Origin of the sequence: Frondihabitans australicus, from assembly GCF_003634555.1 — a bacterium.
Classification (GTDB): Bacteria; Actinomycetota; Actinomycetes; order Actinomycetales; family Microbacteriaceae; genus Frondihabitans; species Frondihabitans australicus.
On record NZ_RBKS01000001.1, the window covers coordinates 3,075,159 to 3,101,963 of the forward strand.

Sequence of the window (26,805 nt, forward strand, 5' to 3'; positions counted from 1 at the left end):
TCAGTCTCCCCTCAGACACCATCCTGTGACCTGCCAGGAGGGCGCGTGCCAGGATGGGTGAACGCCGCGACCACCACTGTGAGGAGACCCGATGGCTACGATCAGCAAGCAACGCGCTCGCGAGTTCGACAAGCTCAAGAACCAAGCGTCAGACGTCTGGGGCGAGCAGAAGGAGGCTCTGGGCAGCGCGGGTCACTTCTGGCACGACGTCGGCGTGGAGGCGGCCTCGGTCGCCGTCAACGACGTGGCGCCGCGAGTGAAGGCGGCGTTCGAGAACCAGGTCAAGCCAGCGGTCGCCACCGGTGTGTCGACAGCCAACGCGGCGGCCTCGTATGGAAAGGACCGCCTCGTGAACGATGTCGCACCCGTGGTCGCCGACAGGGTCAAGTCGACCGGTCTCGGTGACGCCGTCTCGGAGGCTCTCTCCGATGCCAATGTGCAGTCGGTGATCTCCGACGCGAAGAAGACCGGCAAGAAGCTCTCCAAGAAGGCGAAGCGCAAGGCGCTGAAGAAGGCCGCCAAGGCTGCCGCGAAGCACCCGCGCGGTGCGATCAAGGTCGCCAAGGTCGTGCGCGACGTGAAGAAGAGCCAGAAGAAGGGCATCTCCGGCGGCGGTGTGTTCCTCATCATCCTGGGCGCCATCGCACTCGGCGCCGTCGTCTTCGCGGCGGTTCAGACGCTGCGTGCCGACGACGAGCTCTGGGTCGCCGACGACAACGACTCCCCCACGAACTGACCCCAGGTCGCAGGAGCCCCCGAAAGCCCGTCGAGCCCTCGCTCGGCGGGCTTTCCCCGTCCCCCCGGGCGCGGCGAAGCCGTCGCCATGCCGCCGGCAGGCGGCCAGAAAAGCAGAGCGCCCCAGCGCCGGCGAAGCCGGTCGCGCGCCGCCGGCAGGCGGCCAAACAGGCACAAGAGCCGGTGGGAGGGCGACCGAAGGCCGCCCGAACATGTGGAGCCTAGGAGAATCGAACTCCTGACATCCTGCTTGCAAAGCAGGCGCTCTACCAACTGAGCTAAGGCCCCGTTGCAGCGAGTGCTGCGGGTGTGGGATGGAATTGTGGTGGGGCTACTAGGACTTGAACCTAGGACCTCTTCGTTATCAGCGAAGCGCTCTAACCGCCTGAGCTATAGCCCCCTGGGCCGGATAAGACAGTACCCTATGGCACCCCGATTCTCCGAATCGGAGCCGGGCACCTCTGCTCCTGTGACCTAGTTGTTGGTGAAGCCGACGAGGAGACCGCCGGTGATCCGCACGCTGAGGTTGTAGAGCACCGCGGCGATGGCGCCGAGGACGATGCCGATGATCACGTTGAGGACGGCCACGACCACGGCGAACAGCATGACCTGGCCGATGGACAGGGTGTCTTGAAGCGTGAACTTCGAGTCGCCGAGGATCTCCTGGAGGAGGGAGTCGACGGTCGAGAAGATGCCGAGGCGTTCGAGGATCACGTAGACCAGGAACGTGGCGACCACGGTGATGATGCCGAGCGCGACGGAGATGAGGAACGAGAGCTTCACGGCCGACCAGAAGTCGACGTAGACGAGCTTGAGTCGGACCTGCTTCGTGCCGACGGGCCTCTTGGCTTTCGACTGCAGTTTCTCGGCGACGCTGGTCATTCTTCGGTCGTGTCCTCTCCGGCGGGCTCACCCGTGCTGGCGGCGGGCGTGGTGTCACCCTCTTCAACGGCTCCGTCTACGGTGCCAGAGTCTGCTGTGGAGTCGCCTCCGTCTGCGGGACCATCTTCGTCGTCGCCGTCGGCCGATTCGAGGGTGCCCTCGAGGTTGCGCTCGGTGTTGCGAGCGACGGCGATGATCCGGTCGTCGGTGGCGAAACGGGCGAAGACGACGCCCATGGTGTCGCGGCCCTTGGCTGGTACCTCGGCCACGGCAGACCTTACCACTTTGCCCTGCTCCAGAACGACGAGCACCTCGTCGTCCTCGGAGACGATCATGGCGCCGGCGAGGTCGCCTCGGGCTTCGGCCAGCTTCGCGACCTTGATGCCGAGCCCGCCGCGGTTCTGCACGCGGTACTGGTCGGCGGCGGTGCGCTTGGCGTAGCCGCCCTCGGTGACCACGAAGACGTAGCCCTCTTCGCCGACGACCGAGGCCGACAGGAGCGAGTCTCCGTCGCGGAAGGTCATGCCCTTCACGCCGGAGGTCGAGCGGCCCATGGGCCGCAGCGAGTCGTTCGTGGCCGTGAAGCGCAGCGACATGCCGTGACGCGACACGAGGAGGAGGTCGTCGTGCTCGCCGACGAGCAGCGCCGAGACGAGCTCGTCGCCGTCGCGGAGGTTGATCGCGATGATGCCGCCGGTGCGGTTCGTGTCGTACTCCGTGAGTGCGGTCTTCTTGATGAGGCCGTCGCGGGTCGCCAGCACGAGGTAGTCGGCCACCTCGTAGTCGGGGATGTCGAGGACCTGCGAGATCTCCTCGTCGGGCTGCATGGCGAGGAGGTTTGCGACGTGCTGGCCCTTGGCGTCGCGTCCGGCCTCCTGCAGCTCGTAGGCCTTGGCGCGGTAGACGCGGCCCATGTTCGTGAGGAACAGGAGCCAGTGGTGCGTGGTCGTGACGAAGAAGTGCTCGACGACGTCGTCTGCCCTCAGCTGAGCGCCCTTGACGCCCTTGCCTCCGCGGTGCTGCGACCGGTAGTTGTCGCTGCGTGTGCGCTTGATGTAGCCGCCGCGCGTGAGGGTGACGACCATCTCCTCTTCCGGGATGAGGTCTTCGACGCTCATGTCGCCGTCGAAGCCGAACATGATCTCGGTGCGGCGGTCGTCACCGTACTTGTCGGTGATCTCCTGCAGCTCGTCGCTGACGATGGTGCGCTGGCGCTCCGGCTTCGCGAGGATGTCCTTGAAGTCCTCAATCTTGCGCTCGAGCTCGTCATGTTCGTCCTGGATCTTCTGGCGCTCCAGGGCGGCGAGGCGGCGCAGCTGCATGGCCAGGATCGCGTTCGCCTGCAGCTCGTCGACGTCCAGCAGCTCCATCAGGCCGGTGCGGGCGTCGTCGACGGTCTCGCTGCGGCGGATGAGGGCGATCACCTCGTCGAGGGCGTCGAGCGCCTTGATGTAGCCGCGCAGGATGTGGGCGTCGGCCTCGGCCTTGCGCAGGCGGAAGGTGGTGCGCCGGACGATGACCTCGATCTGGTGCGCGACCCACGCGGTGATGAAGCCGTCGAGCGGGAGGGTGCGGGGCACGCCGTCGACGATCGCCAGCATGTTGGCGCCGAAGTTCTCCTGAAGCGAGGTGTGCTTGTAGAGATTGTTGAGCACGACCTTGGCCACGGCGTCGCGCTTGAGCACGATCACGAGGCGCTGCCCGGTGCGGCCCGAGGTCTCGTCGCGGATGTCGGCGATGCCGGCCACGCGGCCCTCGCGGACGAGGTCGGCGATCTTGATGGCGAGGTTGTCGGGGTTGACCTGGTACGGCAGCTCGGTGACGACGAGGCAGGTGCGGCCCTGGATCTCCTCGACGTTGACGACGGCGCGCATGGTGATCGAGCCGCGGCCCGTGCGGTACGCGTCGTGGATGCCGCGGACGCCCAGGATCTGCGCGCCGGTCGGGAAGTCGGGGCCCTTGATGCGCTGCATGAGCGCCTCGAGGAGCTCTTCGCGCGTGGCCTCGGGGTTCTGGAGGTACCACTGCGCGCCGTCGGCGACCTCGCGGAGGTTGTGCGGCGGGATGTTCGTCGCCATGCCCACGGCGATGCCGACCGAGCCGTTCACCAGCAGGTTCGGGAACCTGGCGGGCAGGATCGTCGGCTCTTGAGTGCGACCGTCGTAGTTGTCGGTGAAGTCGACGGTGTCTTCGTCGATGTCGCGCACCATCTCGAGCGCCAGCGGGGCCATCTTGGTCTCGGTGTACCGCGGCGCCGCGGCACCGTCGTTGCCCGGGGAACCGAAGTTGCCCTGGCCGAGCGCCAGCGGGTACCGGAGGCTCCACGGCTGGACGAGGCGGACGAGCGCGTCGTAGATCGCAGTGTCGCCGTGCGGGTGGAAGTTGCCCATGACGTCGCCGACGACGCGAGCGCACTTCGAGAACGCGCGGTCGGGGCGGTAGCCGCCGTCGAACATCGTGTAGATCACGCGGCGGTGCACCGGCTTCAGGCCGTCGCGCACCTCGGGGAGGGCGCGCCCGACGATGACGCTCATCGCGTAGTCGAGGTACGACCGCTGCATCTCGATCTGGAGGTCGACCGGCTCGATCGCGTCGCGCTTGATTGCCGCTTCGAACTCGGTCGCGGCCTCGGCGGGATCGGTGCCCTCGGGGAGGTCTGTGTCGTCTGCCATGGTGGGATTTCTTTCGGTAGCCGGCCCCGTGCATCCTGCGCGAAGCCATCACGATCAGCCCAGTGAGGGCCGCCCGCGGATCAGATGTCGAGGAAGCGAACGTCTTTCGCGTTCTGCTGGATGAAGTTGCGTCGCAGCTCGACGTCTTCGCCCATGAGCGTGTTGAAGATGGAGTCGGCCGCCACGGCGTCGTCGAGGGTGACCTGGCGGAGCGTGCGGGTCTCGGGGTCCATCGTGGTCTCCCAGAGCTCCTTGTAGTCCATCTCGCCGAGCCCCTTGTAGCGCTGGATCCCGTTGTCTTTCGGCATGCGCTTGCCCGCGGCGCGACCGGCAGCGGCCAGGGCGTCGCGCTCCTCGTCGCTGTAGACGTACTCGTGCGGTGCGTTCGACCACTTCAGCTTGAACAGCGGCGGCATCGCCAGGTAGACGTAGCCGAGGTCGATCAGCGGCCGCATGTAGCGGAACAGCAGGGTCAGCAGCAGCGTCGTGATGTGCTGGCCGTCGACGTCGGCGTCGGCCATGAGCACGATCTTGTGATATCGCGCCTTGTCAGGATCGAAGTCGTCGCCGATGTCGGCGCCGAACGCCTTGATCATCGCCTGCACCTCGTTGTTGCCGAGAGCGCGGTCGAGGCGCGCCTTCTCGACGTTGAGGATCTTGCCGCGGAGAGGCAGGATCGCCTGCGTCTCGGGGTTGCGGCCCTGGACCGCCGAGCCGCCGGCCGAGTCGCCCTCGACGAGGAAGATCTCGCTGAGCGCCGGGTCTTTCGACTGGCAGTCCTTCAGTTTTCCGGGCATGCCGTTCGACTCGAGGACGCCCTTGCGCCGGGTCTGGTCGCGGGCCTTCCGGGCGGCGAGGCGCGCCGCCTGAGCCGACTGGCCCTTGCGCACGATGAGCTGCGCCTGCTTGGGGTTGCGGTCGAACCAGTCGTTGAGCTGCTCGAACGCGACCTTCTGCGTGAACGACTTGGCCTCGGTGTTGCCGAGCTTGGTCTTGGTCTGGCCCTCGAACTGCGGCTCGGAGAGCTTGATCGAGATGACGGCGGTCAGGCCCTCGCGGACGTCTTCACCGGAGAGGTTGTCCTCTTTCTCCTTGATGAAGCCCTTCTCGCGGCCGTACTTGTTGACCAGGGTGGTCAGCGCAGCGCGGAAGCCCTCCTCGTGCGTGCCGCCCTCGTGCGTGTTGATCACGTTGGCGTAGGTGTGCACGCTCTCGGTGTAGCCCGAGTTCCACTGCATAGCGACCTCGAGCGACATACGACGCTCGGTGTCCTCGGCCTCGAACGCGATGATGTCCTCGTGGATCACCTCGTTCTTCTTGGACGAGTTGAGGTACTGGACGTAGTCCTCGAGACCCTTCTCGTACAGGAAGTCGTCGTGGCGGTGCGGCGCGGCCTCCGGATCGAGACCGGTGTCGGCGTCGTCGACGACGGGAGGCCGTTCGTCGGTGAGCGTGATCCGCAGGCCTTTGTTGAGGAACGCCATCTGCTGGAAGCGACTGCGCAGCGTCTCGTAGTCGAACTCGACGGTCTCGAAGATCTCGGCGTTCGGCCAGAAGGTGATGATGGTGCCGGTGTCGTCGACGTCCTCGCCCTTGGCGAGCGGCGCGACGGGAACGCCGTCGGTGTAGCTCTGGCGCCAGACGGAGCCCTGCCGGTGGACCTCGACATCGAGCTCGGTCGACAGCGCGTTCACGACGGAGGAGCCGACGCCGTGCAGGCCGCCCGAGACCGCGTAGCCCGAGCCGCCGAACTTGCCGCCCGCGTGGAGCACGGTCAGGACGACCTCGACGGTCGACTTCTTCTCGACCGGGTGGATGTCGACGGGGATTCCGCGGCCGTTGTCGACGACGCGAACGCCGCCGTCCTCGCGGAGGAAGACGTTGATGGTGTCGCAGTAGCCGCCGAGGGCCTCGTCGACGGAGTTGTCGACGATCTCCTGCACGAGGTGGTGCAGACCCCTCGGCCCGGTCGAGCCGATGTACATGCCCGGACGCTTGCGGACGGCCTCGAGCCCCTCGAGAACCTGGATGTCGCTTGCTTCGTAGCTGTGGTCGTTACCGTCGGGCGAATTGGCTGACATCTGTTGTGAGGCTCCTGCCGTTGTTCTGAGACGTCGCACACGGCGGTCGACGGCGGATCTCGGAGCACGACATCGTGCGCCGGAGAACACCGGAAAACAGCCCCTGAACGACCGCTCCAGTCTACCCCACGGGCCGCCGCGAAACCGCGAATTTCGCTCTCAGAGGCGTTTTCAGCGGCCGGGTGACCTGTTGACCCCTCTCAGCCGTAGGTATCGCGAGGACCACGCCCTGGAACCGATCTGGGGCCGCTTTTCCAGCTCGGGGCGTTGGGTGCCAGAAAACGGATCGACTCGATGCCGGCCTCCGGGTACCTCTCGATGATCGATGTGGTGATCTGCGAGCGCATGATCCGGAGCTGCGTGGCCCACGCCGTCGAGTCGCACTGCACGGTCAGCGTGCCGTCCTCCACACCCACCGGAGTCGAGTGCCCGGCGAGCTCGTCGCCCACCATTCCCGGCCACGCCTCCATCAGATCCGACTGCGCGAGAGTCGAGTTCCACCCGAGCTCGGTCGTCACGCCGAGGATCACGTCCGCCAGCCCCTTCGGGTCGCGCCCCGAGCCGAAGGGCTTGCTCTCCGAAGTCGACCGGACGAGGCGACGTCGCCCGTCGCGAGATCGGGTCGCAGGATCGCCGAACACCCTGCGCAGCCTGAGGTACACCCGCTGCGACTCGGTCTCCGGCTCGCGTTCCTCGCTCACTCCGACTCCCCCTCGACGATCGTGCCCTGCGAGATCCGCACGGTGTGGGCGGCGAGCCGTTCGGGGACGTCCTCCTCGACTGCCGCGGTGATGAGGACCTGCTCGTAGTCGGCGACCGCGTCGGCGAGGCGCTCTCGCCGGGTCCGGTCGAGCTCGGCGAACACGTCGTCGAGCACGATCACCGGGTCGCCCGTCGAGGAATCGGTGCGGAGGACCGCGGCCGATCCGAGCTTGAGGGCGAGGGCGAACGACCACGACTCGCCGTGGCTGGCGTATCCGCGGGCGGGCAGGCCGTTCAGGGAGAGGAAGAGGTCGTCGCGGTGGGGGCCCACGAGGGTGATGCCTCTCTCCAGCTCTTTCGGGCGGACCCGGGCCAGCGCCTCGCGGAAGAGAGGGGCGATGTCGGCTGAAGCCGTCGGCTCCTGCGCGCCCTGCTCGTCGGAGGCGTCGTCGATGTCAGCGCCGGAGCCCCGGATGCTCAGCACGGTAGCCAGCTCAGCCGCGTGATCGTCGCCCGCCACCGCCGCGTACGAATCGCGGACCCGGGGTCGCAGAGCCTCCACGAGGATGTCGCGAGACGAGATGATCTCGGAGCCGAGGGCGACGAGGCGGTCGTCCCAGATGTCGAGGGTGCTCAGCTTGTCGGCCGGCACGCGGGAGGCTCGAGCCGACTTCAGCAGCGTGTTGCGCTGGCGGAGCACGCGGTCGTAGTCGCTGAGGACGCCGGCCAGCCGGGGATTGCGCGCGACGAGGAGCTCGTCGAGGAACCGTCGGCGGCCGCCGGGCTCGCCGCGGACGAGTGAGAGGTCTTCGGGGGCGAAGAGCACGCTCGAGAAGTAGCGCGGCAGCTCGCGCGGCTTGATCGCGCCGCGGTTGATCTGGGCTCGGTTCGGGCTCGACCTGTTGATCTGGACCTCGGCCAGGAGCTCGCGATCGTTGCTCTCCAGTCGTGCGCGCACGATCGCCGAGTCTTGACCCTGCCGGATCAGAGCCGCGTCGGAGCTGACCCGGTGCGACCCGAGGGTAGCCAGGTACCCGAGAGACTCGACGAGATTCGTCTTGCCCTGGCCGTTGCGACCGACGAACAGGTTGGGCCCGCGAGCGAGAGACACCTCGGCCGACCGGTAGTTGCGGAAGTCGGTCAGGCTCAGATGGAGTACGCGCACGCGGGCCCTTACGGGTTCTCGGCCTTGTGGCCTGTCGTCGAAGGCTAGTCGGCCTTCTTGACGGCGTGGCCGCCGAACTGGTTGCGGAGCGCCGCGACGGCCTTCATGGTCGGCGAGCCGTCGCCCTGACGCGACACGAAGCGGGCGAAGATCGACGCCGAGATGGCGGGCATCGGAACGGCGTTGTCGATGGCCTCCTCGAGGGTCCAGCGACCCTCACCGGAATCTTCGACGTAGCCCGAGATCTCCTCGAACGACGGGTCCTGTTCGAGGCCGAGGACGAGGAGCTCGAGGAGCCACGAGCGCACGACGGTGCCGCGCTGCCACGCCTTGAACGTGCCGGTGACGTCCTTGATGAGGTCCTTCTTGGTCTCGAGGAGCTCGAAGCCCTCGCCGTAGGCCTGCATGATGGCGTACTCGATGCCGTTGTGGACCATCTTGGCGTAGTGGCCGGCGCCGGTCGGGCCGACGTGCACGAAGCCCTCCTCGCGCGGGCCCTCGGGGCGGAGCGCGTCGAAGATCGGCATGGCGTACTCGATGTCCTCGTCGGAGCCGCCGACCATGAGGCCGTAGCCGTTCTGGAGGCCCCAGACGCCGCCCGAGACGCCGGCGTCGACGTACTTGATGCCCTTGGGCTCGAGCAGCTTCTCGTTGTCGAAGTCGCTGGTGAACTTCGAGTTGCCGCCGTCGATGATCATGTCGCCCTCGTCGAGGGCCTCCGACAGCTCCTTCACGACGCCGGCCGTGATCGGGCCGGAGGGGACCATGACCCAGACGATGCGCGGCGCCGGCAGAGCGGCCGCGAGGTCTTTCAGCGAGGCGACGTCGGAGACGGCGGGGTTGTTGTCGTACCCGGTCACCTCGATGTCGTGCTCGCGCAGACGCGCGCGCATGTTGTTGCCCATTTTGCCGAGACCGACGAGGCCGATGTGCATGAGATTCCTTTGTTCAGTGAGCGCGCGTCAGAGGTCGGGGCGCACGTTCGTCGGGGTGCGCGATCAGCGCAGCAGGAGGTTGGGCTGGAGCAGGTACTTGTAGCTGTCCGCCCCGGGCTGGTCCTTCGAGCTCTGGCTCGTGATCAGCACCGGCCCCGGCTTGTTGGGGTTCTCGGTCTTGGTGAACGAGATGCGGACGAACTCCGAGTGCACTGCGCCCAGTCCGTCCAGGAGGAACTGCGGCTTCAGCGAAACCACGGTGTCGTCTCCGGTCAGAAGCGCGTCGATCGACTCTGACGCCTGCGCCTGCTCACTGCCGATGGCCTCGAGGGTGAGGCCGTCGATCGTGAACGTGAATCTCAAAGCTGCCTCGCGCTCGAGGACGAGCGACACGCGGCGCGTCGCCTCCACGAGCTCGGCGGTGTTCATCACCGCGTAGTTGTCGACCGTCTCGGGGAAGAGGCGCTTCACCGGCGGGAAGTTGCCCTTGATCAGCAGCGACGTGACGGTCTTGTTCTCGGCCTGGAACGCGATCAGCTCGCGCTCGTCGGAACCGGTGATCGACACGCTCAGGGTCGACGCGTTGCCGAAGGTCTTGCCGACCTCCTGCAGGGTGCGGGCCGGGACGAGCGCGGTCAACGTCTCGGTCGACGCGGCCGTGCCGGGATCCCAGTCGATGCCGCGGACTGCGACGCGGTAGCGGTCGGTGGCCACGAGCGAGAGGGCGTTCTCGGTGACCTCGAGCTGCACGCCGGTGATGACCGGGGTGACGTCGTCGCGGCTCGCGGCGACGGCGACCTGGGACACGGCGAGCGAGAACGCGTCGCCGGGGACGACGCCGGACTGCTCGCCGGCGGTGGGGAGCGTCGGGTACTCCTCGACCGGCATGCTGAGCAGCGAGAAGCTGGCCGACCCGCAGCGGACGGAGATGCGGGTGTCTTCCGTGGTGAAGGTGACGGGAGCGTTCGGGAGTCGGTTCGCGATGTCGGCCAGGAGGCGGCCGGAGACGAGGATCGTGCCCGGCTCGTCGATCTCCGCGGCGATGCTGGTCTGGCTCGAGACCTCGTAGTCGAACGACGACAGCGTGAGTCCGCCCTCGTGTGCCTCGATCAGCACGCCGCTCAGGATCGGAAGGGTCGTCCGCTGGGGCAGCAGCTTCACGGCGAACGAGACGGCGTCGCTGAAGACATCGCGGTTGACCTGGAACTTCACGCTGTGACCCCTATCGGATACGGCTCGCGCCGGCCCGTGAGATCGGGGCTGGCCGGTTAATACTGGCACAGCGAATCCCACGTCGGGCCCGGGGAGTTCCAGCCCGGGTCGCCGGGCCGATCGATCCACAAGGTTGGCCTCTTCGGAATCATTTCTTAAGCAGGAATAACAGTCTTAACCGTTGTGCACAGTGTGGATAACTTGTTAATAAGCCCGCAGGCTCGGGGAACTACACGTCTGTGACTTGTTGAGAGAGTGTGGACGTTTCCGGGGGTCCCTGTGAGCGAAGGGCCTTCGAGAATTCGTGTCACTCACAGGCACCCGTCGGGTTTGAACATTTCGTCCCCGACTTATCCACGATTTTCCACAAGTTATCCACACTGGGGGAAAACGGTCGGCATTAAGCCCCACTCGGGCGTCCCCAGGGGGACGGTGGAGGGGACAGGAGGCGGCAGACGGGCAGGGGTGTGCGGGTCGAGCGCGTGCGGGGAGGACGGCTCCTGCGGGCTCGACCTGCTCGTTGGCGGGCGATCGACCAGCGCGGCTACTTGTAGCGGTGGTCCTGCTTGATGCGGCTGGTGAGCTCGGTGACCTGGTTGTAGATCGACCGGCGCTCCTTCATCAGCTCGGAGATCTTCTTGTTCGCGTACATGACCGTGGTGTGGTCGCGGTTGCCGAACAGCTGGCCGATCTTGGGAAGGGAGAGGTTGGTGAGCTCGCGGCAGAGGTACATCGCGATCTGGCGTGCGGTGGCGATCGCCTGCGATCGGCTCGACCCGTAGAGGTCGTCGACCGACAGCTTGAAGTAGTCGGCGGTGTGATTGATGATGTCGACCGGTGCGATCACGTTGTCCTCGTCGAGGGTGATCAGGTCTTTCAGCACGGTCTGCACCAACTGCATGTCGACAGCGGTGCGGTTGAGGCTCGCGAATGCGGTGACGCGGATCAGCGTGCCCTCGAGCTCGCGGATGTTGCTCGACACCTTCGTCGCCATGTACTCGAGGATCTCGTCGCGGACCTGCAGCTTCTCGCTCTGGGCCTTCTTGCGCAGGATCGCGATACGGGTCTCGAGGTCGGGCGCCTGCACGTCGGTGATCAGGCCCCACTCGAAGCGCGACCGCATCCTGTCCTCGAAGCCGGTGAGGTGCTTCGGCGGAAGATCGCTCGTGATCACGAGCTGCTTGTCGTGGTCGTGCAGCGTGTTGAAGGTGTGGAAGAAGGCCTCCTGCGTGGAGTCCTTGCCCTGCAGGAACTGGATGTCGTCGATCAGCAGGATGTCGATGTCGCGGTAGCGCTGCTGGAACTGGCTCGACCGGTTGTTCGCGATCGAGTTGATGAAGTCGTTGGTGAACTCCTCGCTCGACACGTACCGGACACGGATGCCCGGGTACATGCTCTCGGCGTAGTGGCCGATGGCGTGGAGGAGGTGCGTCTTGCCGAGGCCGGACTCTCCGTAGACGAAGAGCGGGTTGTAGGCCTTCGCAGGAGCCTCCGACACCGCCACGGCGGCAGCGTGGGCGAAGCGGTTCGAGGCCCCGATCACGAAGTTGTCGAAGCTGTACTTCGGGTTGAGGCGCGAGTCGTTCCGCTTGCCGCCGGCGGAGGGCTCGGGTTCGGCGGGGACGAACGGAGCCTCGACGTACTGCGGCGCCTCGGCCTGCTCCTGCGGCTGGCTCAGGGTGTCGGGCGTGATGTCGGGGTTGACCGTGATCGCAAAGCTCGACACCGTCGAATCGCCGAGCGCCGTGATGGCCTCGAGGAGCGGATCGCGGACGCGCTGCTCGAGCATGCCGCGGGTGAGCTCGTTCGGCACCTCGAGGTAGAGGGTGTCGCCGAGGACGCCCTTCGGCTCGACGAGGCTGACGAACCCCTGGAGCTGCGGGGTGATGCGGTCGTCGGTCGTGAGCCGGGCGAGAACGGAGCGCCAGAGGCCCTGAACAGGGTCGGTGGTGGTCGTCACGGGGCTCTCGCTTCTTCTTGTGGGTGTTCTGTTACGGGTGATCTGTCCACACTGTTGTCCACAGGCGCGACCGCGAAACCCCACCTTAGTTCGACACGGCCCCGGAAACGCAACCGGAGTTGTCCCCACTGTGGATAATGGGGAACTTCGCTCGTCGTTTGACCATCGGGCCTCACTCGCGTAGTTTTAACCAGTTGATTTCAGCCCTCCCATGGGCTGACAAGACTTCTCGGATCGACGTACGGTCGCTGACCTTGCAGATCGGTCCCTGTTCCCCCATGGAGACGAAACGATGAGCAAGCGCACCTTCCAGCCGAACAACCGTCGCAAGGCCAAGAAGCACGGCTTCCGCGCCCGCATGCGCACCCGTGCCGGCCGTGCGATCCTGGCTGCGCGCCGCAGCAAGGGCCGCACCGAGCTGTCCGCGTAACCAGCCCGCCGCAGGGTCGAGGCTCGCGTGTTGGCTCGGGCCAACCGGATCGTCCGCGCTGACGACTATCGCAACACGGTGCGCCGTGGCCGCAAGTCGGCCACGGCGCACTGCGTCGTCTACGTGCGGTCCGGTCGCCCGGCACCGCAGGGGCCGGCGGTCTCCGCTCCTGGCGACATCGCGCAGGAGCCGCGGTTCGGCTTCATCGTGTCGAAGGCGGTGGGCAACGCGGTCACCCGCAACACCGTCCGCCGCCGGCTCAAGGCTGTGTCGCACGAGCTCCTCCGGACCGGCGTGGCGGCGGAATTCCTCCCTGAGAGAACCGACGTCGTGATCCGGGCACTGCCAGGGAGTATCGGAGTTCCGTGGTCTACCCTGCTCGAAGAGATCGACGGCGTCGTCCGCTCGATCATGCCCGCGAACTCCCGCGGCGTCGTCGACAAGGGTGTGAAGTGAGAAGGGTTCTGCTGACCATCGCACTGGTCCCGCGCAATGCGTGCGTCGGGATCCTGCGCGCGTACCGGGCGGTCATCTCGCCGCTCTACGGTGACGTCTGCCGCTACTACCCGAGCTGCTCCCGCTACACGCTCGAGGCGATCCAGCAGCACGGCGCCGTGAAGGGCATCGCGCTCGGCGCCTGGCGGATCGTGCGCTGCAACCCCTGGGCGAAGGGCGGCATCGACGACGTCCCCGCCCCGCATCACCACCGCTACGAACTCACTCCGCACGGATTCGTCGTCCCCGCGCACATCGACCACACACCACTGCTCCACGACACAGCACTGAAGGGCTCACTCACATGACCGACTTGATCAACCTGATCGGGACGATCCTGTACCCGATCCGATGGATCGTCGAGGCGATCCTGGTCTTCTGGCACTGGGTGCTGACCTCCATCGGCTTCTCGACGGGCGGCGGAGACACGTGGGTGCTCTCGATCGTGCTGCTCACCATCGTCGTGCGTGTCGCGCTGATCCCGATCTTCGTCCGCCAGATCAAGAACCAGCGGCGGATGATGGAGGTCGCCCCGCAGCTGAAGAAGATCCAGGACAAGTACAAGGGCAAGAAGGACCAGTTCTCACGCGAGGCGATGTCTCGCGAGACCATGGCGCTCTACAAGGAGACCGGCACCAATCCGCTCTCCTCCTGCCTGCCGCTGCTGATCCAGATGCCCGTGTTCTTCTCGCTGTACACGGTTCTCCACAACGCCCAGACCGGCAAGGTCGGCATCGGCCTGCTCAACCAGCACCTCTCCGACCTCTTCGCGAAGGCGACTCTGTTCGGAGCACCTCTTCACGAGACCTTCCTTGGCTCGGACGTCATCAACGTCAAGATCATCGCCGGCGCCATGATCGTGCTGATGACGGCCTCGCAGTTCTACACGCAGCTCCAGCTGACGACGAAGAACATGAGCCCCGAGACCAAGGCGAGCCCGATGTACCGCCAGCAGCGCATGCTGCTGTACTTCCTCCCCCTGGTCTTCCTCTACTCGGGTCTGAGCTTCCCCCTCGGCGTCATGTTCTACTGGCTGACCTCGAACATCTGGACCATGGGTCAGCAGTACATGGTGATCCGCAACAGCCCGACCCCCGGCAGCGACGCGGCCCTCGCTCGCGAGGCGCGTCTCGCCAAGCGGCAGAAGGAGCGCGACGCCCGCAAGGGCGCCTCGGCCACCGGCACGCCGGGTGCGACACTCACCCCCGCGACCGAGGGCGCCAGTGCGTCCGTCGCCGAGGTCGAGGCGCCGAAGAGAACGAACACCCAGCGCACGCAGCCGGTCGGCAAGAACCGCTCCAAGAAGCAGAACAGGTAGGGCAGCATGAGCTCGTCTGACATCACGACGGACCACGACCAGGCCGACTCGGCTCCTGTGGTCATTGCCGACGACGCGGTCGTCGCCGGCGGCGTGACCGTCGACTCCGACTCCGACTCCGACGCGGTCGCCACCGCAGACGCCTCCTCGGACGACGACGGCGCCGACCTCGACGAGGGCGACATCGCGGCCGACTACATCGAGGAGCTCCTCGACATCCTCGACCTCGACGGCGACATCGATATCGACGTGCGCGGCGGCCGCTCGTACATCTCGGTCGACTCGTCCGGCCAGAACGACCTCCGGGTGCTGTCGAAGCCCGATACGGTCAACGCGCTGCAGGAGCTCACGCGCATCGCAGTGCAGACCCGCACCGGCGAGTTCTCGCGCCTGATCCTCGACGTGGGCGGCTCGCGCGCCACTCGTGAGCAAGAACTCACCGCCCTGGTCGACCGGGCCGTGGCCAAGCTCGAAGAGGGTGCGGCGGCAGCCTCCCTCCCCCCGATGTCGTCGTACGAGCGCAAGCTGGTGCACGACATCGTGGCCGAGCGTGGCTACTCGTCGGAGTCCGAGGGCGAGGGCCGCGACCGTCACACCGTCGTGACCCGCGCCTGATCAGGACTTTCTCTGAATGAGCTCGCCTGTTGACGGGCTGGAGCCCGAACCTGCCGCCGCGGCGACCCTCTTCGGCGACCGTCTCGACGTCGTTCGCCAGTACACCCACGACCTGGCCGAGTTCGGCGAAGAGCTGGGCCTGATCGGCCCGCTCGAGATCCCTCGGTTGTGGACGCGGCACGTCATCAACAGTGGTCTCCTCGCTCCCCTTCTTGTCGAGGGCCGCGTGGGTGACATCGGTTCAGGAGCCGGCCTTCCCGGTCTCGTGCTGGCCGCCGCTCGCCCCGATGCCCACCTCGTCCTCATCGAGCCGATGGAGCGCCGGGTAGAGTGGTTGCAGGCAGAGACATCGCGCCTGGGCCTGACGAACGTCGAGATCGTGCGCGCTCGCGCCGAGGAGGCGAAGATCACGCCTTACCTCGACCAGATCACGGCCCGCGCCGTCAGCGCTCTGTCGAAGCTGATCCCGATCGCTGCTCCGCTTGTCAAGACCGGCGGTGAGGTGATCTTTTTGAAGGGTGCGCGGGTGGCCGAAGAGGTGAGTGCCGCTCGTAAAGTCATCGCGAAAAATCACCTCGTGGACGTCGAGATTCTGGAGCTCGGAACCGGCCTCGTCGAAGAAACGACACGGGTCTTTCGGGCTACAGTTGACTGACTTGCGGTACCCGAGCGACTGCGTTTCCCACCTGTCTGCACGAGCGGCCGTTTCACGTGAAACATTGCGATGCGGAGATTCATCGGGTGACTACAGCTTCAGAGGGCTTCGACGCGACGACGCCCCTTGCCAGAGAACTTCTTGATCTGACCAAGCGGCGTGAAGCGCTTGCCGTCGATGAACTCCCCCGCCCTGAGAAGACGCGTGTCCTCACGGTGTCGAACCAGAAGGGCGGCGTGGGCAAGACCACGACGACAGTGAACCTCGCAGGCGCGCTGGCGAAGAACGGCGCTCGAGTCCTGGTCATCGACCTCGACCCGCAGGGGAACGCGTCGACCGCACTCGGCGTGGAGCACCGCGCTGAGACGGCGAGTGTGTACGACGTCGTGGTGGGCGAGTCGGCGATCGTCGACGTGATCCAGAAGAGCCCCGAGTTCGCCGAGCTGTACTGCGTGCCGTCCACGATCCACCTTGCCGGCGCCGAGATCGAGCTGGTCTCCCTTGTGGCACGCGAGCAGCGGCTCCGGACGGCCCTCGACGCGTTCCTCAAATCGACAGAGGAGCACGGGACGCGCTTCGACTACGTCTTCATCGACTGTCCGCCCTCGCTGGGACTCCTCACGATCAACGCGTTCGTGGCGGCGCAGGAGGTCCTTATCCCGATCCAGTGCGAGTACTACGCGCTCGAGGGCCTGAGCCAGCTGCTGCGGAACATCCAGCTGATCGAGAAGCACCTCAACCCCGTGCTGACCGTCTCGAGCATCCTGCTCACCATGTACGACGGCCGGACGAACCTGTCTCAGCAGGTCGCGGCCGATGTGCGGCAGAACTTCCCGGATCAGGTGCTCGACACCATGATCCCGCGCTCCGTGCGCATCAGCGAGGCCCCCGGCTTCGGCCAGACCGTGATCAGTTACGACACCAACTCCCCCGGCTCGCTCTCGTACCTCGAGGCGGCGGCCGAGCTTGCACACCGAGGAGCACCCCAGTAGTGGCTACCAAGAGAACCGGCCTCGGCCGCGGCATCGGCGCACTCATCCCGACGGCTGCAGAGTCACAGGATCGTCCGGTCGACGTCTTCTTCCCGATGCGAGAGCAGACTGCCGACGAACTGATCGCCGTGCCCGGAGCACGCCTGGCGTCGTTGAACCCGCTCGACATCGTGCCGAACGCGCACCAGCCGCGACTGGAGTTCCGCGAGGAGGAGCTCGCGGAGCTCGTCACCTCGGTGCGCGAGTTCGGCGTGCTGCAGCCGATCGTCGTGCGCCCGCTGAAGGACGCAGCGCCGACAGGTCCGCAGTACGAGCTGGTCATGGGTGAGCGGCGTCTGCGTGCGTCCAAGGCTGCGGGCCTCACGACGATCCCCGCGGTCGTCAAAGACACCGCCGACGACGCCATGCTCCGCGATGCCCTGCTCGAGAACCTGCACCGCGCCCAGCTGAACCCGCTGGAAGAGGCGTCGGCCTACCAGCAGCTGCTCGCCGACTTCAGCATCACCCAGGAGGAGCTGGCCAGCAGGATCGGCCGAAGCCGCCCGCAGGTGACGAACACGCTCCGCCTCCTCCGCCTCCCCTCCCCCGTGCAGCGTCGCGTGGCCTCGGGTGTTCTCTCTGCCGGACACGCTCGCGCGATCCTGTCGGTGGCCGACGCGGCCGGGATGGAGCGTCTCGCGGACAAGATCGTGAACGAGGACCTTTCCGTTCGTGCTGCTGAGGCTGCCGCCGCCGCGCTCGTCGCCGGTGCGCCCGCGAAGCCCTCTACCAAGAAGCCGACCGCCGGGGCCATGCAGGGCCACCTCAACGAGGTGGCGGAGCGCCTGGGCGATCGCTTCGACACTCGAGTCAAGGTCTCTCTGGGTGCTCGCAAGGGCTCGATCACCATCGACTTCGCGTCGATCGGCGACCTCAACCGGATCCTGGGCGAGATGGGGCAGGAGCCGTACGGACAGTAGTCCGCTTCCCTGTTCACACCGATTGCCGGTCCCGCACGGGGCCGGCCTTCGTCGTTCGAGGCGCCGGGCGGTCACAGTGTTTCACGTGAAACAGTGATCGGCGCTCCCGCGGTCCGCCTCGATGTTTCACGTGAAACGGTGCCGGGACTGCGACGGACCGTCGATGTTTCACGTGATACGGAGCAGCTGCGAGCAAGATGGAACCGTGCTGCACTCCCCCGCCTCTGCGCGCACGGCGCGACTCGTGCTGGATCCACTGACGTCGGCGGACGTGGACGACGTGTTCCGCATCTACAGCGACCCGGAGACCTGGCGGCATGCGCCGGCGCGCGGTACACCTCCCTCACCGAAGCGGAGGCGATGATCGAACGATCGCGTCGTAGTCACGCGACCGTGGGACTCGGGACTTGGGCTGTGCGCCTGTCTGCCAGCATCGATTCCGTCCCGGCGGGAACGTTCGTCGGGACAGGCGGGATGCTGCACTACGACGAGCTGGGGGTTTTCAACCTGGGCTATCGGTTGGCACCCGAGGCCTGGGGCCTGGGCATCGCAACGGAGTTGGTCGTCGCAGCGCGAGAGCACGCGGCCCGTCTCGCTCCGGAGATCCGGGTGTCGGCCCGCGTCCTCCTCAGCAATCCAGCGTCCGTGCGTGTGCTCGAGAAGGCGGGGCTCGAGATGCTCTGGGAGGGGCCCAGTCGGGAGGCCAGGGGGCGTGCCCTGGATCCTGCACCTGTTCTCCGGAGGATCTACGGTGACCGAGTTCTTCCTCCGAGAGCCATGGACTGGTTCATCGAGCACAGCTGACGGAATGTGCGGCCATGTTTCACGTGAAACGGTGCGGCTGGCTGGCTACGCCCGGTGGTCGGCGACGGCCTTCGACGCCAGTTCGGCGTACACCCACCCGAGGTCGTAGCCGGCGGCCTCGAGTGCCTGGGGCACGAGCGACGTCTCGGTGAGGCCGGGCAGCACGTTCACCTCGAGGAACCAGGCGGTGCCTGCCGCGTCAACGATGATGTCCACGCGCGACAGGTGACGGAGTCCGAGTGCCTCGTGGGCCGCGACCGCAGCAGCGGCAGCCTCATCGGCCAGGGAGCCGGAGAGACGGGCGGGCGTGAAGAAGCGGGTCTCCCCCGCGTTGTAGCGGGCCTCGAAGCCGTAGAAGCCGGAGCGTGGGACGATCTCGACGGCGGGGAGCGCCACGGGACCGTCGCCGGTGTCGATCACGCCCACGGCGATCTCCGTGCCGACGATCTTCTGCTCGACAATGACGTCTTCGCAGTATGTGTACGCATCGACCATCGCGCGCGGCAGGCCGGCCGCAGTGTCGACGACGGTCACTCCCTGCGCCGAGCCGCCGCGGGCCGGCTTCACGACGACGGGCACCGGGTGCTCGTCGGCGATCGCCTCCAGCACGCTGGCCGCGCCGAGCTCACGGAACGCGTCGTGCGAGAGCGTGATCGACCGCGGCGTCTTGATGCCGGCGCGTGCGACGAGAGCCTTGGCAGTCGGCTTGTCCCATGCCAGTCGGGCCGCCGTCGAGCGCGACCCGACGAACGGGATGTCGATCGCCTCGAGCAGCCCGCGCAACGCGCCGTCCTCACCACTCGCTCCGTGTAGTGCGGGCCACACGACGTCGGGTCGAGTCGACCGCAGGTGACCGAGGAGCGAGGCATCAGGATCCCGAAGCTCCACGGCGAGACCGTGGGCGGCCAGGCTGTCCGCCACCCGCCGACCGGAGCGCAGTGACACATCGCGCTCATGGCTGATGCCTCCGGCGAGGACGGTCACCGACCGGATGCCCTCGGAGGCGAGGGAAGCGAGGGAAGCGGTGGAATCGGACATCGGTGAAGGCTCTTTCGCGCGGTGGAGGGTGATGAAAGGGGGTCAGCCGGAAAGGAAGGGCTCTCAGATCGCCGCACAGCGACGGATTCCGAGAAATCCCTGGTCAGAGGGTGTTCGGCGGAGGGTTCCCGACGCTCGAAGCAGCCGATGAGACGGTCGGGACGGGCGAGGTGAGCGTCGCACCCGAGAACGTGCGCAGGAGGTCGAGCTCGCCGTTGATGACGGTGGCGAGTCGGGCGATTCCCGTCCGGATCGACTCAGGGGTCGGGTAGCAGAACGACAGACGGATGTTGTGAGCGCCTTGACCGTCGGCGTAGAACGCCGTGCCGGGTGTGTAGGCCACGAGTTCTTTCACGGCGCGAGGCAGCATGGCCTTCGAGTCGAGCTCGTCGGGCAGGGTGAGCCAGACGAAGAACCCGCCGTCGGGCTTGGTCCACGACATCGTCGGGAGGTACTCCCCCAGGGCAGCGAGCATGGCATCGCGACGCTCGCGGTAGATGCCGCGGAAGGTGTCGATCTGACCGCGCCAGTCGGTCTGGTCGAGGTACTCGGTGATGACGAACTGACCGAACGAGTTCGGCGCGAGCGTCGCGGACTCGTTGGCGAGAATGAGCTTCTCTCGAATGGCATGCGGGGCGAGCGCCCAGCCGACTCGGAATCCGGGAGCGAGCGTCTTCGAGAACGAGCCGAGGTAGATGACGCCCTCGTCGTCGACCGAACGCATCGCCTGCGGCGCCGGCTTGTCGAAGGCGAGGAGCCCGTACGGGTTGTCCTCGAGCACCAGGATGCCGTTCGAGCGGCAGATGTCGAGGATCTCGAGGCGGCGGGCCCAGGAGAGGGTGACGCCGGCCGGGTTGTGGAAGTTCGGGATCGTGTAGAGGAACTTGATGGTGCGGCCCTCGGACCTCAGGCGCGAGATGGTGTCGCGGAGCTCCTGCGGCACGAGCCCTTCGTCGTCCATCGCGACGTGCGCCACATCGGCCTGGTACGCGCGGAACACCCCGAGAGCGCCGACGTAGCTGGGCGATTCGGCGAGGATCACGTCGCCCGGGTTGATGAACAGGCGCGTGACGAGGTCGAGCGCCTGCTGCGACCCGGTCGTCACCACGACGTTGTCGGCGCTGCCGCGGATGCCCTCCATCGCCATGATCTGCATGATGTGCTCGCGGAGCGCGGGCGTGCCCTGGCCGGAGCCGTACTGTAGGGCCATCGGACCGTTGTCGCGCATGACTTTCTCGATCGAGCCCATGACCATCTCGCGAGGCAGCGCCGAGACGAACGGCATGCCGCCAGCGAGCGACACGACCTCGGGGCGCGAGGCGACGGCGAACAGGGCTCGCACCTCGGAGGCGCTGAGGCCTGCCGTGCGGTCTGCGTAGCTGTCGTACCACGGATCGAGGTTGGTGCCCTGGTCGGTCATGGGAATCCCTGTCTGTCTGGGGGTTTCGATTAACAATACGGGGGCCGTCGTCGACGGCGAGTCGTTCTGAAGATGGCTGTTAACGGCAGAAAGCCCGCCCAGCGGGGATGCTGGGCGGGCTTTCGGGGCGATTCAGTGTCTTTTCGAGGGCACTACGCCAGGAAGTCCGCCAGGTCGGCCTCGAGGGCCGGCTTGGGCTTGGCGCCGATGATGGTCTTCGCGACCTCGCCGCCCTTGAACACCTTCATCGCGGGGATCGAGGTGATCTGGTACTTCATGGCCATCTGCGGGTTGTCGTCGACGTTGAGCTTGACGATCTTGATCTTGCCGGCGTGCTCTTCGGCGATCTGGTCGAGGATCGGCGAGACGGCGCGACACGGGCCGCACCACTCGGCCCAGAAGTCGACGAGGATCGTCTCGTCGGAGTTCAGGACGTCGGACTCGAAGGTGGCGTCGGTGACGGCGGTGGCGTTGCTCATGATGTCCCCTTTCTGGAGAACGTGGAGAAGGTGAAGCGGTGGAGGTCTAGGCGGACGCGGTCACGGGCTCGGCCGGAGCCGCACCCGTGGCCTGGTCAAGCAGGTCTTTTGGGAGGCCCGCCAGGTAGTGCTCCGCGTCGAGGGCGGCGACGGTGCCTGATCCGGCGGCCGTGATGGCCTGACGGTACGTGTCGTCGATGACGTCGCCCGCGGCGAAGACGCCGGTGAGGTTGGTTTTCGACGAGCGCCCGTCGACGGCGATGGTGCCCGCCGACGTGAGGTCGAGCTGGCCGTGCACGAGGTGCACGCGCGGGTCGTTGCCGATCGCGATGAAGAGGCCGTCGAGGTCGAGCGTCGAGGTGGAACCGTCGACGGTGTCGGTGAGAACCACGCCGGTGGCCTTCTCGTCGCCCACGACCTCGGTGACCGTCTTGTTGTACAGGAACTCGATCTTGTCGTTGTCGAAGGCGCGCTGCTGCATGATCTTCGAGGCGCGGAGGCTCTCGGAACGGTGGATCACGTAGACCTTGGTGGCGAAGCGGGTGAGGAAGGTGGCCTCCTCCATCGCGGAGTCGCCGCCGCCGACCACGGCGATGTTCTTCTCCTTGAAGAAGAAGCCGTCGCATGTGGCGCACCACGAGACTCCGCGGCCCGAGAGGCGCTCCTCGCCCTCGATGCCGAGCTTGCGGTAGGCCGACCCGGTCGCGAAGATCACGGTCAGCGCCTCCTCGACGTCGCCGGAGCCCAGCGTGACGCGCTTGACGTCGCCCTCGAGGTCGACCGACACCACGTCGTCGAGCAGCACCTCGGCGCCGAAGCGCTCAGCCTGCTCCTGCATCTTGAACATGAGGTCGGGCCCCTGAAGGCCCTCGGGGAAGCCCGGGAAGTTCTCGATCTCGGTGGTCTTCATGAGCTCGCCGCCCGCCTCGACGGACGAGGCGACGACCAGCGGCTTGAGGCCGGCACGACCCGCATAGATCGCAGCGGTGTAGCCGGCGGGGCCGGAGCCGATGATGATGACCTGACGCATCTGCAGCCTTTCGTGGGGGCGAAGCCCGGTGCGCCGGGCCTCTGAGCGGTGAAACGCATTCTACCGGCGGACTATTCCGCGGCTCCTGGGCGCTCCCAGGTGGTCGTAAGAAGGCGAGGTCGCAGGATCAGCGGCGCCTCAGACGGCGGAAGACCGGCCGCGTCATGGCGCTCAGCTCGGGGATGCGCGCGAGGGTGAGCAGCACGAAGTAGACGAGGGCCATGACGGCTCCGCCGACGATCACGGTGAGAATCGCCGGGATTCGGCCCGAAAGCCCGAATCCGTCGGGGTCGTAACCTCCCATTGCGGATACAACGAGCAGGCCCACGACCGCCGCCACCGCCGAGAAGACGATGTATTGGACGTGCCGGCGCGTGACCCAGCGGCCGTCGAGCCCGCCGAGCTTCGTGTGCACGAGGCGCAGGGCGACGATCGTCTGTGTGGTGCCTGCCACCGATGTCACGATCGCGATGGCGACCGCGATGTGGTCGGGGTCGACGAACAGGGTGCAGAGCAGCACCGCGATGACGAAGATGCCCGACTGAATGAGCTGCAGGAAGAACACGGTGCGCTGGTCGTGGAAGGCGAAGAACACGCGCTGCAGCAGGAACAGCATGCTGAAGAACACCAGCCCCGGCAGGTAGGCGAGGATCACCTGCGCCATGTCGGTCACGTCGAAGTACCGCGTCTCGTAGAAGCGGGAGAACGGGTACGCGAGCACCGCCAGCGCGAAGGTGGCGAAGACGATGAACATGCCGATGGTCCGCATCGATTCGGAGAGGTTGTTGCGCACGGCCCTGATGTCGCCCTGCTCGGCGTGGTGGGTCATGCTCGTGAAGTACGCCGTGGCGATCGAGACGGTGACGATCCCGTGGGGCAGGAAGAAGAGCAGCCAGGCGTTCGAGATCGTGGCGTTCGACGCTCCCACCCCCGAGCCGATCGATGCCGTCCGGCTCTGCACCACGCCGGCGAGCTGGGTCACCAGGATCAGGGCGAACATCCACCCGGCGGCCCGCCCGGTGGCCCCGAGGCCCACGCCGCGCCACCGGAAGTCGGGTCGGTACGTCAGGCCTGCTCCCTTCCAGAAGAGGAGCAGGAACCCCGCCTGGACTGCCACGCCCAGAGTCGTCGTCCCGGCGAGGATCACCACCGCGGTCGTCGAGAGGAGCTGCGGGTTCACGTTGTGCGTGCCGAAGGCGACGAGGAAGACGACGAGTCCCAGCACGCCGACGACGTTGTTGAGCACAGGAGCCCAGGTGAAGGGGCCGAAGACCCCGCGCGCGTTGAGGATCTCGCTGAGCAGCGAGTAGACCGCGTAGAAGAAGATCTGCGGCAGGCACCAGTAGGCGAACACGATCGCCAGCTGGTGCGTGGGCTCGTTGAAGCCGTACACGCCGGTCACCCCGTTGACCGTGCTCCCGCTCGCCGATCGGGCGTAGACGTCGACGAGCGCGGGTGCGGCGATCGTGGCGATGAGAGTGACCGCACCGAAGACGACCAGGCCCAGCGTCACGATCTTGTTGATGTACTCCTGCCCGCCGTCGGGCGTCCGCGAGGCCCGCACGATCTGGGGGATCAGCACGGCGCTCAGGAGCCCGCCCGCGATCAGCGCGTACACGTTGTTGGGCAGCTGATTCGACAGCGCGAACGCGTCGGCGACACTCGACGCGGTCTGGCCGATCGCGGCCGCCAGCACCGCCGTCCGGGCGAAGCCGAGCACGCGCGAGACGATGGTCCCGCTGGCCAGGAGCGCGCTCGCCCGGCCGAGACTCCGCGACGGGACGGCGGCGCTCATGGGCGCCGGGCCGTCTCGTCGGCGGATGCGGCGGGGGTCGTCGGGGTGTCCGCTGCTCCTGCGCCCTGGGTCGCCTCGGCGGCGGCGCGTCGACGGCGACGGATGCTGCGGTAGATGCCGCCGCCGAAGAGCAGGACGACGGCGATGCCGAAGATGAGGGTGATCGCGGTCTCCCACCCGGCCTGCACGTTGATCGACACCTGCGACGGGGTCGAGATCGCGACGCCCTGGTTGCTCGTGAGGCTGAGCGTGAGCGTCACCTTGCCGTTCGCGACCGACTGCACGGGCACCGTGACGCGCTGCTGCGAGTTCGGCTGGATGGTGACCGAGAGGTCGTTCTTCTCGACGCTCAGGTAGTAGTTCGAGGGCACCACGCGCAGCAGGACCGTGGCGGCCGAGTCGGTGTCGTTCTGCACCACGATCGGCAGGCTGGTGCGGTCGCCCAGGATGTTGATGGTCGAGCCCTCGACGACCTTCACCTGCGTGATCGTGGTGGCGACCTGGGAGCCGACCTGCCCGATCTCGGAGGCGAGGCCGCTCGGGTTGTCGGCCCACGCCGTCGACGAGAGCGCCAACGCCCGCAGCCTCGTCTTCGCGGTCACGGTCGCGGGGGTCGCGAGGGCGGTGGCGAACTGGTCGAGCTGCTGCTCGGCCTTGACGAGCGGCGTCAGGGCGTCGACGCGGCTGTCGGAGGCCGAGCGGCTGACGAGCGAGGCGCTCGACGACTCGGCGGAGGCCGCGGCCTGCAGCGAGACGGTCTTCACCCAGGTCAGCTTCGACAGGGCCGTGAGGGCGTCGCCGAAGCGCGTGCCGGTGGTCGCCCAGTTGCGGCCGAGTGTGGCGAAGAGCGTGCGGGAGTCGCTGGGCCGCTCGTGCGTGAGGGTCGCCAGCTCGGAGCTCAGCTGGGCCATGTCGCTCGAGAACTCGGTGTCGTCGCCGGCGGTGGATGCGTCGCGGAGGAGGCCGGAGAGCGTGTCGTCGGAGACCAGAACGTGCTCGCCGCTGACGGTCGCGGCGGCGTTCTCGGTGGTCGACCCCGACATCTTCACGTTCGACGACGAGAGGATCGTCGTCGCGTTGCCGCTCTTGGTGATGACGCCGAGATCGCCGCTGGCCACCGTGTCGTCGACCGGCCATGCCACGCCCTTCATCGTGTAGCCGAAGGCGAGGAGCGACCGGGTGGTGGGGGTCGTCGTGGTCGGGGGGATCGTCGTCTGAGTCGGGCTCGGGGTGCTCGTGTCGGTCGGCGAGGACGTCGCGCTCGACCTCGCGTTCTTGTCGCCCGCGCCGGTGCCGGAGCCGTTGCCCGAGCTGTTGCCGCCCGTGGTGTCGGTGTTGCCGCTCGTACCGCCGGACGTCGCGCCCTGTCCGGTGCCGGTCGTCTTGTAGGCGTCGGGGTCCTTCTTCTGCTGCGCCGCGATCTCGGAGGCGAAGTCGATCGGGCCCGTCACCTGATCGGCCCCGGCCTGGCTGAGCGCCGAGAGGTCGGCGTCGGCGTAGGCGAGGCCGAAGGTCTGGTTGGGCGCGGTCTCGAGGCGCTTCAGCCACACGACGGCGCTGGGCGGGGCGTCGTTGCCGAGGATCCGGATCGACGCGAGGATCATCGGGTCGATACCGATGGCGACGGGCTTGCCGCGCACCGCGTCGAGCTCCTGCGTCAGGATGCCGTTGGAGGACGTGTACGACGCCAGTGCGTCGCTCGAGATGAGCCCCGACGTCGACTCGGGCACCGTGATCGGCACGGCGATCGCCAGGTTGGTCGCCTCGAAGCTGTCGTTGGGATAGTAGACGACGCTCGAGTGGACCTCGCTGAGCGGGGTGTCGCCGATGCTGTAGCGGGCGCCGAAGGCCTTCGCGCCCCAGTCGCTGCCGTTGAGCGCGACGGTGTCGGCGGGAAGCGTGACCTTGATCGCGGCACTGGTCGCGCCGGCTTTGATCGCCGGGACGTTCACGCTGGTCATGAAGACGCCGAGGGTGTCGGTCATGACGTCGTCGGAGCGGTCGAACCACGCCTCCAGCGCCGACCTCGACGCGAAGGTCGCCCGGTCGAGGAACACGTTGACGTAGCCGACGCCCAGGTCTTTCGACGTGCCGTTGTGCACGGTCACCGTCGCGGTGACGCCCTGGTCGGTCTTGACGACGCCGTCGTTCGCCGGCGACAGGTCGACCGTGATCGGGTTCGCGCTCGAGGCGGCGGCAGTCGTGACGCCGGCGGTCGGAGTCGCCGTGGCGCTCGGACTAGTCGTGCCAGCGCTGGTCGTCGTGCCCGAGCCGGCCGCCGCGCTCGGACCACCCGTGTCGGCGCTCGCCAGAGACCCCGGCAGGCCGAGCGTGAGCGCGAGGGCCGCCAGGGCTGCGACGGCGAGGGCAGGCACAGTTCTCATAAGGGCATAGCGAGTCTAGGGAATGACGCTTGCGAACCCTGGGTGCC

Annotated in this window: 24 protein-coding genes and 2 tRNA genes; 10 read left to right on the forward strand and 16 right to left on the reverse strand. The window is 67.1% G+C overall.

The features are described 5' to 3' along the window. Positions 1 to 91: 91 nt before the first annotated feature. Positions 92 to 736 carry a hypothetical protein gene (locus tag C8E83_RS14645; protein WP_121370580.1) on the forward strand — a complete coding sequence of 215 codons (645 nt, stop codon included), beginning with the start codon at positions 92 to 94 and terminating at the stop codon, positions 734 to 736. 214 nt (positions 737 to 950) lie between these two features. Here the strand turns inward: C8E83_RS14645 and C8E83_RS14650 are convergent. The 10 genes from C8E83_RS14650 to dnaA all read right to left on the reverse strand — a co-directional run bounded on the left by C8E83_RS14650 (position 951) and on the right by dnaA (position 12,344). Further along, a tRNA-Ala gene (locus C8E83_RS14650) sits at positions 951 to 1,023 on the reverse strand. Between the two features lie 35 nt (positions 1,024 to 1,058). Next, positions 1,059 to 1,135 (reverse strand) — tRNA-Ile (locus C8E83_RS14655). Positions 1,136 to 1,209: 74 nt separating this feature from the next. Then, positions 1,210 to 1,617 (reverse strand): DUF3566 domain-containing protein, encoded by a 408-nt coding sequence (locus tag C8E83_RS14660; RefSeq protein ID WP_121370582.1) that lies wholly within the window; start codon positions 1,615 to 1,617, stop codon positions 1,210 to 1,212. After that, on the reverse strand, positions 1,614 to 4,289 hold the full coding sequence (gene gyrA / locus C8E83_RS14665; protein ID WP_121370584.1) for a DNA gyrase subunit A: 2,676 nt from the start codon (positions 4,287 to 4,289) through the stop codon (positions 1,614 to 1,616). The genes C8E83_RS14660 and gyrA overlap by 4 nt, the downstream gene beginning before the upstream one ends. 80 nt (positions 4,290 to 4,369) lie before the next feature. Further along, a complete protein-coding gene (gene gyrB / locus C8E83_RS14670; protein WP_121370585.1) occupies positions 4,370 to 6,370 on the reverse strand; it encodes a DNA topoisomerase (ATP-hydrolyzing) subunit B in 2,001 nt (666 codons plus the stop codon). 200 nt (positions 6,371 to 6,570) lie between these two features. Further along, the gene (locus C8E83_RS14675; protein WP_121370587.1) at positions 6,571 to 7,071 is read right to left on the reverse strand and encodes a DciA family protein; all 501 of its coding nucleotides are present in this window, start codon (positions 7,069 to 7,071) and stop codon (positions 6,571 to 6,573) included. Then, positions 7,068 to 8,237, reverse strand: a complete 1,170-nt coding sequence (gene recF / locus C8E83_RS14680) for a DNA replication/repair protein RecF (RefSeq protein ID WP_121370589.1) — start codon at positions 8,235 to 8,237, stop codon at positions 7,068 to 7,070. The genes C8E83_RS14675 and recF overlap by 4 nt, the downstream gene beginning before the upstream one ends. Before the next feature lie 44 nt (positions 8,238 to 8,281). Beyond that, complete coding sequence (gnd, locus tag C8E83_RS14685; RefSeq protein ID WP_121370591.1) at positions 8,282 to 9,172, reverse strand: phosphogluconate dehydrogenase (NAD(+)-dependent, decarboxylating); 891 nt, start codon at positions 9,170 to 9,172, stop codon at positions 8,282 to 8,284. Between the two features lie 63 nt (positions 9,173 to 9,235). Continuing rightward, the gene (gene dnaN, locus C8E83_RS14690; protein WP_121370593.1) at positions 9,236 to 10,384 is read right to left on the reverse strand and encodes a DNA polymerase III subunit beta; all 1,149 of its coding nucleotides are present in this window, start codon (positions 10,382 to 10,384) and stop codon (positions 9,236 to 9,238) included. A gap of 544 nt (positions 10,385 to 10,928) precedes the next feature. Further along, a complete protein-coding gene (dnaA, locus tag C8E83_RS14695; protein WP_121370594.1) occupies positions 10,929 to 12,344 on the reverse strand; it encodes a chromosomal replication initiator protein DnaA in 1,416 nt (471 codons plus the stop codon). Positions 12,345 to 12,636: 292 nt separating this feature from the next. On the opposite strand from dnaA, the gene rpmH reads away from it, so the two are divergent. The 9 genes from rpmH (at position 12,637) to C8E83_RS20110 (ending at position 18,612) form a co-directional block, all read left to right on the forward strand. Further along, positions 12,637 to 12,774, forward strand: coding sequence for a 50S ribosomal protein L34 (gene rpmH / locus C8E83_RS14700; protein WP_121370596.1), 138 nt, complete (start codon positions 12,637 to 12,639; stop codon positions 12,772 to 12,774). Between the two features lie 27 nt (positions 12,775 to 12,801). Then, positions 12,802 to 13,230 (forward strand): ribonuclease P protein component, encoded by a 429-nt coding sequence (gene rnpA / locus C8E83_RS14705; RefSeq protein WP_121370598.1) that lies wholly within the window; start codon positions 12,802 to 12,804, stop codon positions 13,228 to 13,230. Further along, positions 13,227 to 13,577 (forward strand): membrane protein insertion efficiency factor YidD, encoded by a 351-nt coding sequence (gene yidD / locus C8E83_RS14710; RefSeq protein ID WP_121370600.1) that lies wholly within the window; start codon positions 13,227 to 13,229, stop codon positions 13,575 to 13,577. Before rnpA ends, yidD begins: the two co-directional genes overlap by 4 nt. A gap of 8 nt (positions 13,578 to 13,585) precedes the next feature. Continuing rightward, a complete protein-coding gene (gene yidC / locus C8E83_RS14715) occupies positions 13,586 to 14,587 on the forward strand; it encodes a membrane protein insertase YidC (protein WP_121371926.1) in 1,002 nt (333 codons plus the stop codon). A 6-nt stretch (positions 14,588 to 14,593) separates the two neighbouring features. After that, positions 14,594 to 15,202, forward strand: a complete 609-nt coding sequence (locus tag C8E83_RS14720) for a Jag family protein (RefSeq protein WP_211331708.1) — start codon at positions 14,594 to 14,596, stop codon at positions 15,200 to 15,202. A gap of 16 nt (positions 15,203 to 15,218) precedes the next feature. Further along, entirely contained in the window at positions 15,219 to 15,857 is a 639-nt protein-coding gene (gene rsmG / locus C8E83_RS14725; RefSeq protein WP_121370602.1) for a 16S rRNA (guanine(527)-N(7))-methyltransferase RsmG, read from the forward strand. Between the two features lie 86 nt (positions 15,858 to 15,943). Further along, entirely contained in the window at positions 15,944 to 16,849 is a 906-nt protein-coding gene (locus tag C8E83_RS14730; protein WP_281270820.1) for a ParA family protein, read from the forward strand. Further along, entirely contained in the window at positions 16,849 to 17,808 is a 960-nt protein-coding gene (locus tag C8E83_RS14735; RefSeq protein WP_121370606.1) for a ParB/RepB/Spo0J family partition protein, read from the forward strand. The genes C8E83_RS14730 and C8E83_RS14735 overlap by 1 nt, the downstream gene beginning before the upstream one ends. Positions 17,809 to 17,946: 138 nt before the next feature. Next, a complete protein-coding gene (locus C8E83_RS20110; RefSeq protein WP_425454779.1) occupies positions 17,947 to 18,612 on the forward strand; it encodes a GNAT family N-acetyltransferase in 666 nt (221 codons plus the stop codon). Positions 18,613 to 18,657: 45 nt separating this feature from the next. Here the strand turns inward: C8E83_RS20110 and C8E83_RS14745 are convergent, their stop codons facing one another. From C8E83_RS14745 to C8E83_RS14770, 6 genes are all read right to left on the reverse strand, one after another. Then, positions 18,658 to 19,650: a D-alanine--D-alanine ligase family protein gene (locus C8E83_RS14745; protein ID WP_121370610.1), complete on the reverse strand. Its 993-nt coding sequence runs from the start codon at positions 19,648 to 19,650 to the stop codon at positions 18,658 to 18,660. 103 nt (positions 19,651 to 19,753) lie between these two features. Further along, a complete protein-coding gene (locus C8E83_RS14750) occupies positions 19,754 to 21,070 on the reverse strand; it encodes an aminotransferase-like domain-containing protein (protein ID WP_121370612.1) in 1,317 nt (438 codons plus the stop codon). 152 nt (positions 21,071 to 21,222) lie between these two features. After that, positions 21,223 to 21,549, reverse strand: a complete 327-nt coding sequence (gene trxA / locus C8E83_RS14755) for a thioredoxin (RefSeq protein ID WP_121370614.1) — start codon at positions 21,547 to 21,549, stop codon at positions 21,223 to 21,225. 46 nt (positions 21,550 to 21,595) lie between these two features. Continuing rightward, the gene (gene trxB / locus C8E83_RS14760) at positions 21,596 to 22,579 is read right to left on the reverse strand and encodes a thioredoxin-disulfide reductase (protein ID WP_121370616.1); all 984 of its coding nucleotides are present in this window, start codon (positions 22,577 to 22,579) and stop codon (positions 21,596 to 21,598) included. A gap of 127 nt (positions 22,580 to 22,706) precedes the next feature. After that, positions 22,707 to 24,374: a murein biosynthesis integral membrane protein MurJ gene (gene murJ / locus C8E83_RS14765; RefSeq protein WP_121370618.1), complete on the reverse strand. Its 1,668-nt coding sequence runs from the start codon at positions 24,372 to 24,374 to the stop codon at positions 22,707 to 22,709. Beyond that, positions 24,371 to 26,758: a DUF6049 family protein gene (locus C8E83_RS14770; protein WP_147430192.1), complete on the reverse strand. Its 2,388-nt coding sequence runs from the start codon at positions 26,756 to 26,758 to the stop codon at positions 24,371 to 24,373. The genes murJ and C8E83_RS14770 overlap by 4 nt, the downstream gene beginning before the upstream one ends. Positions 26,759 to 26,805 lie beyond the last annotated feature (47 nt).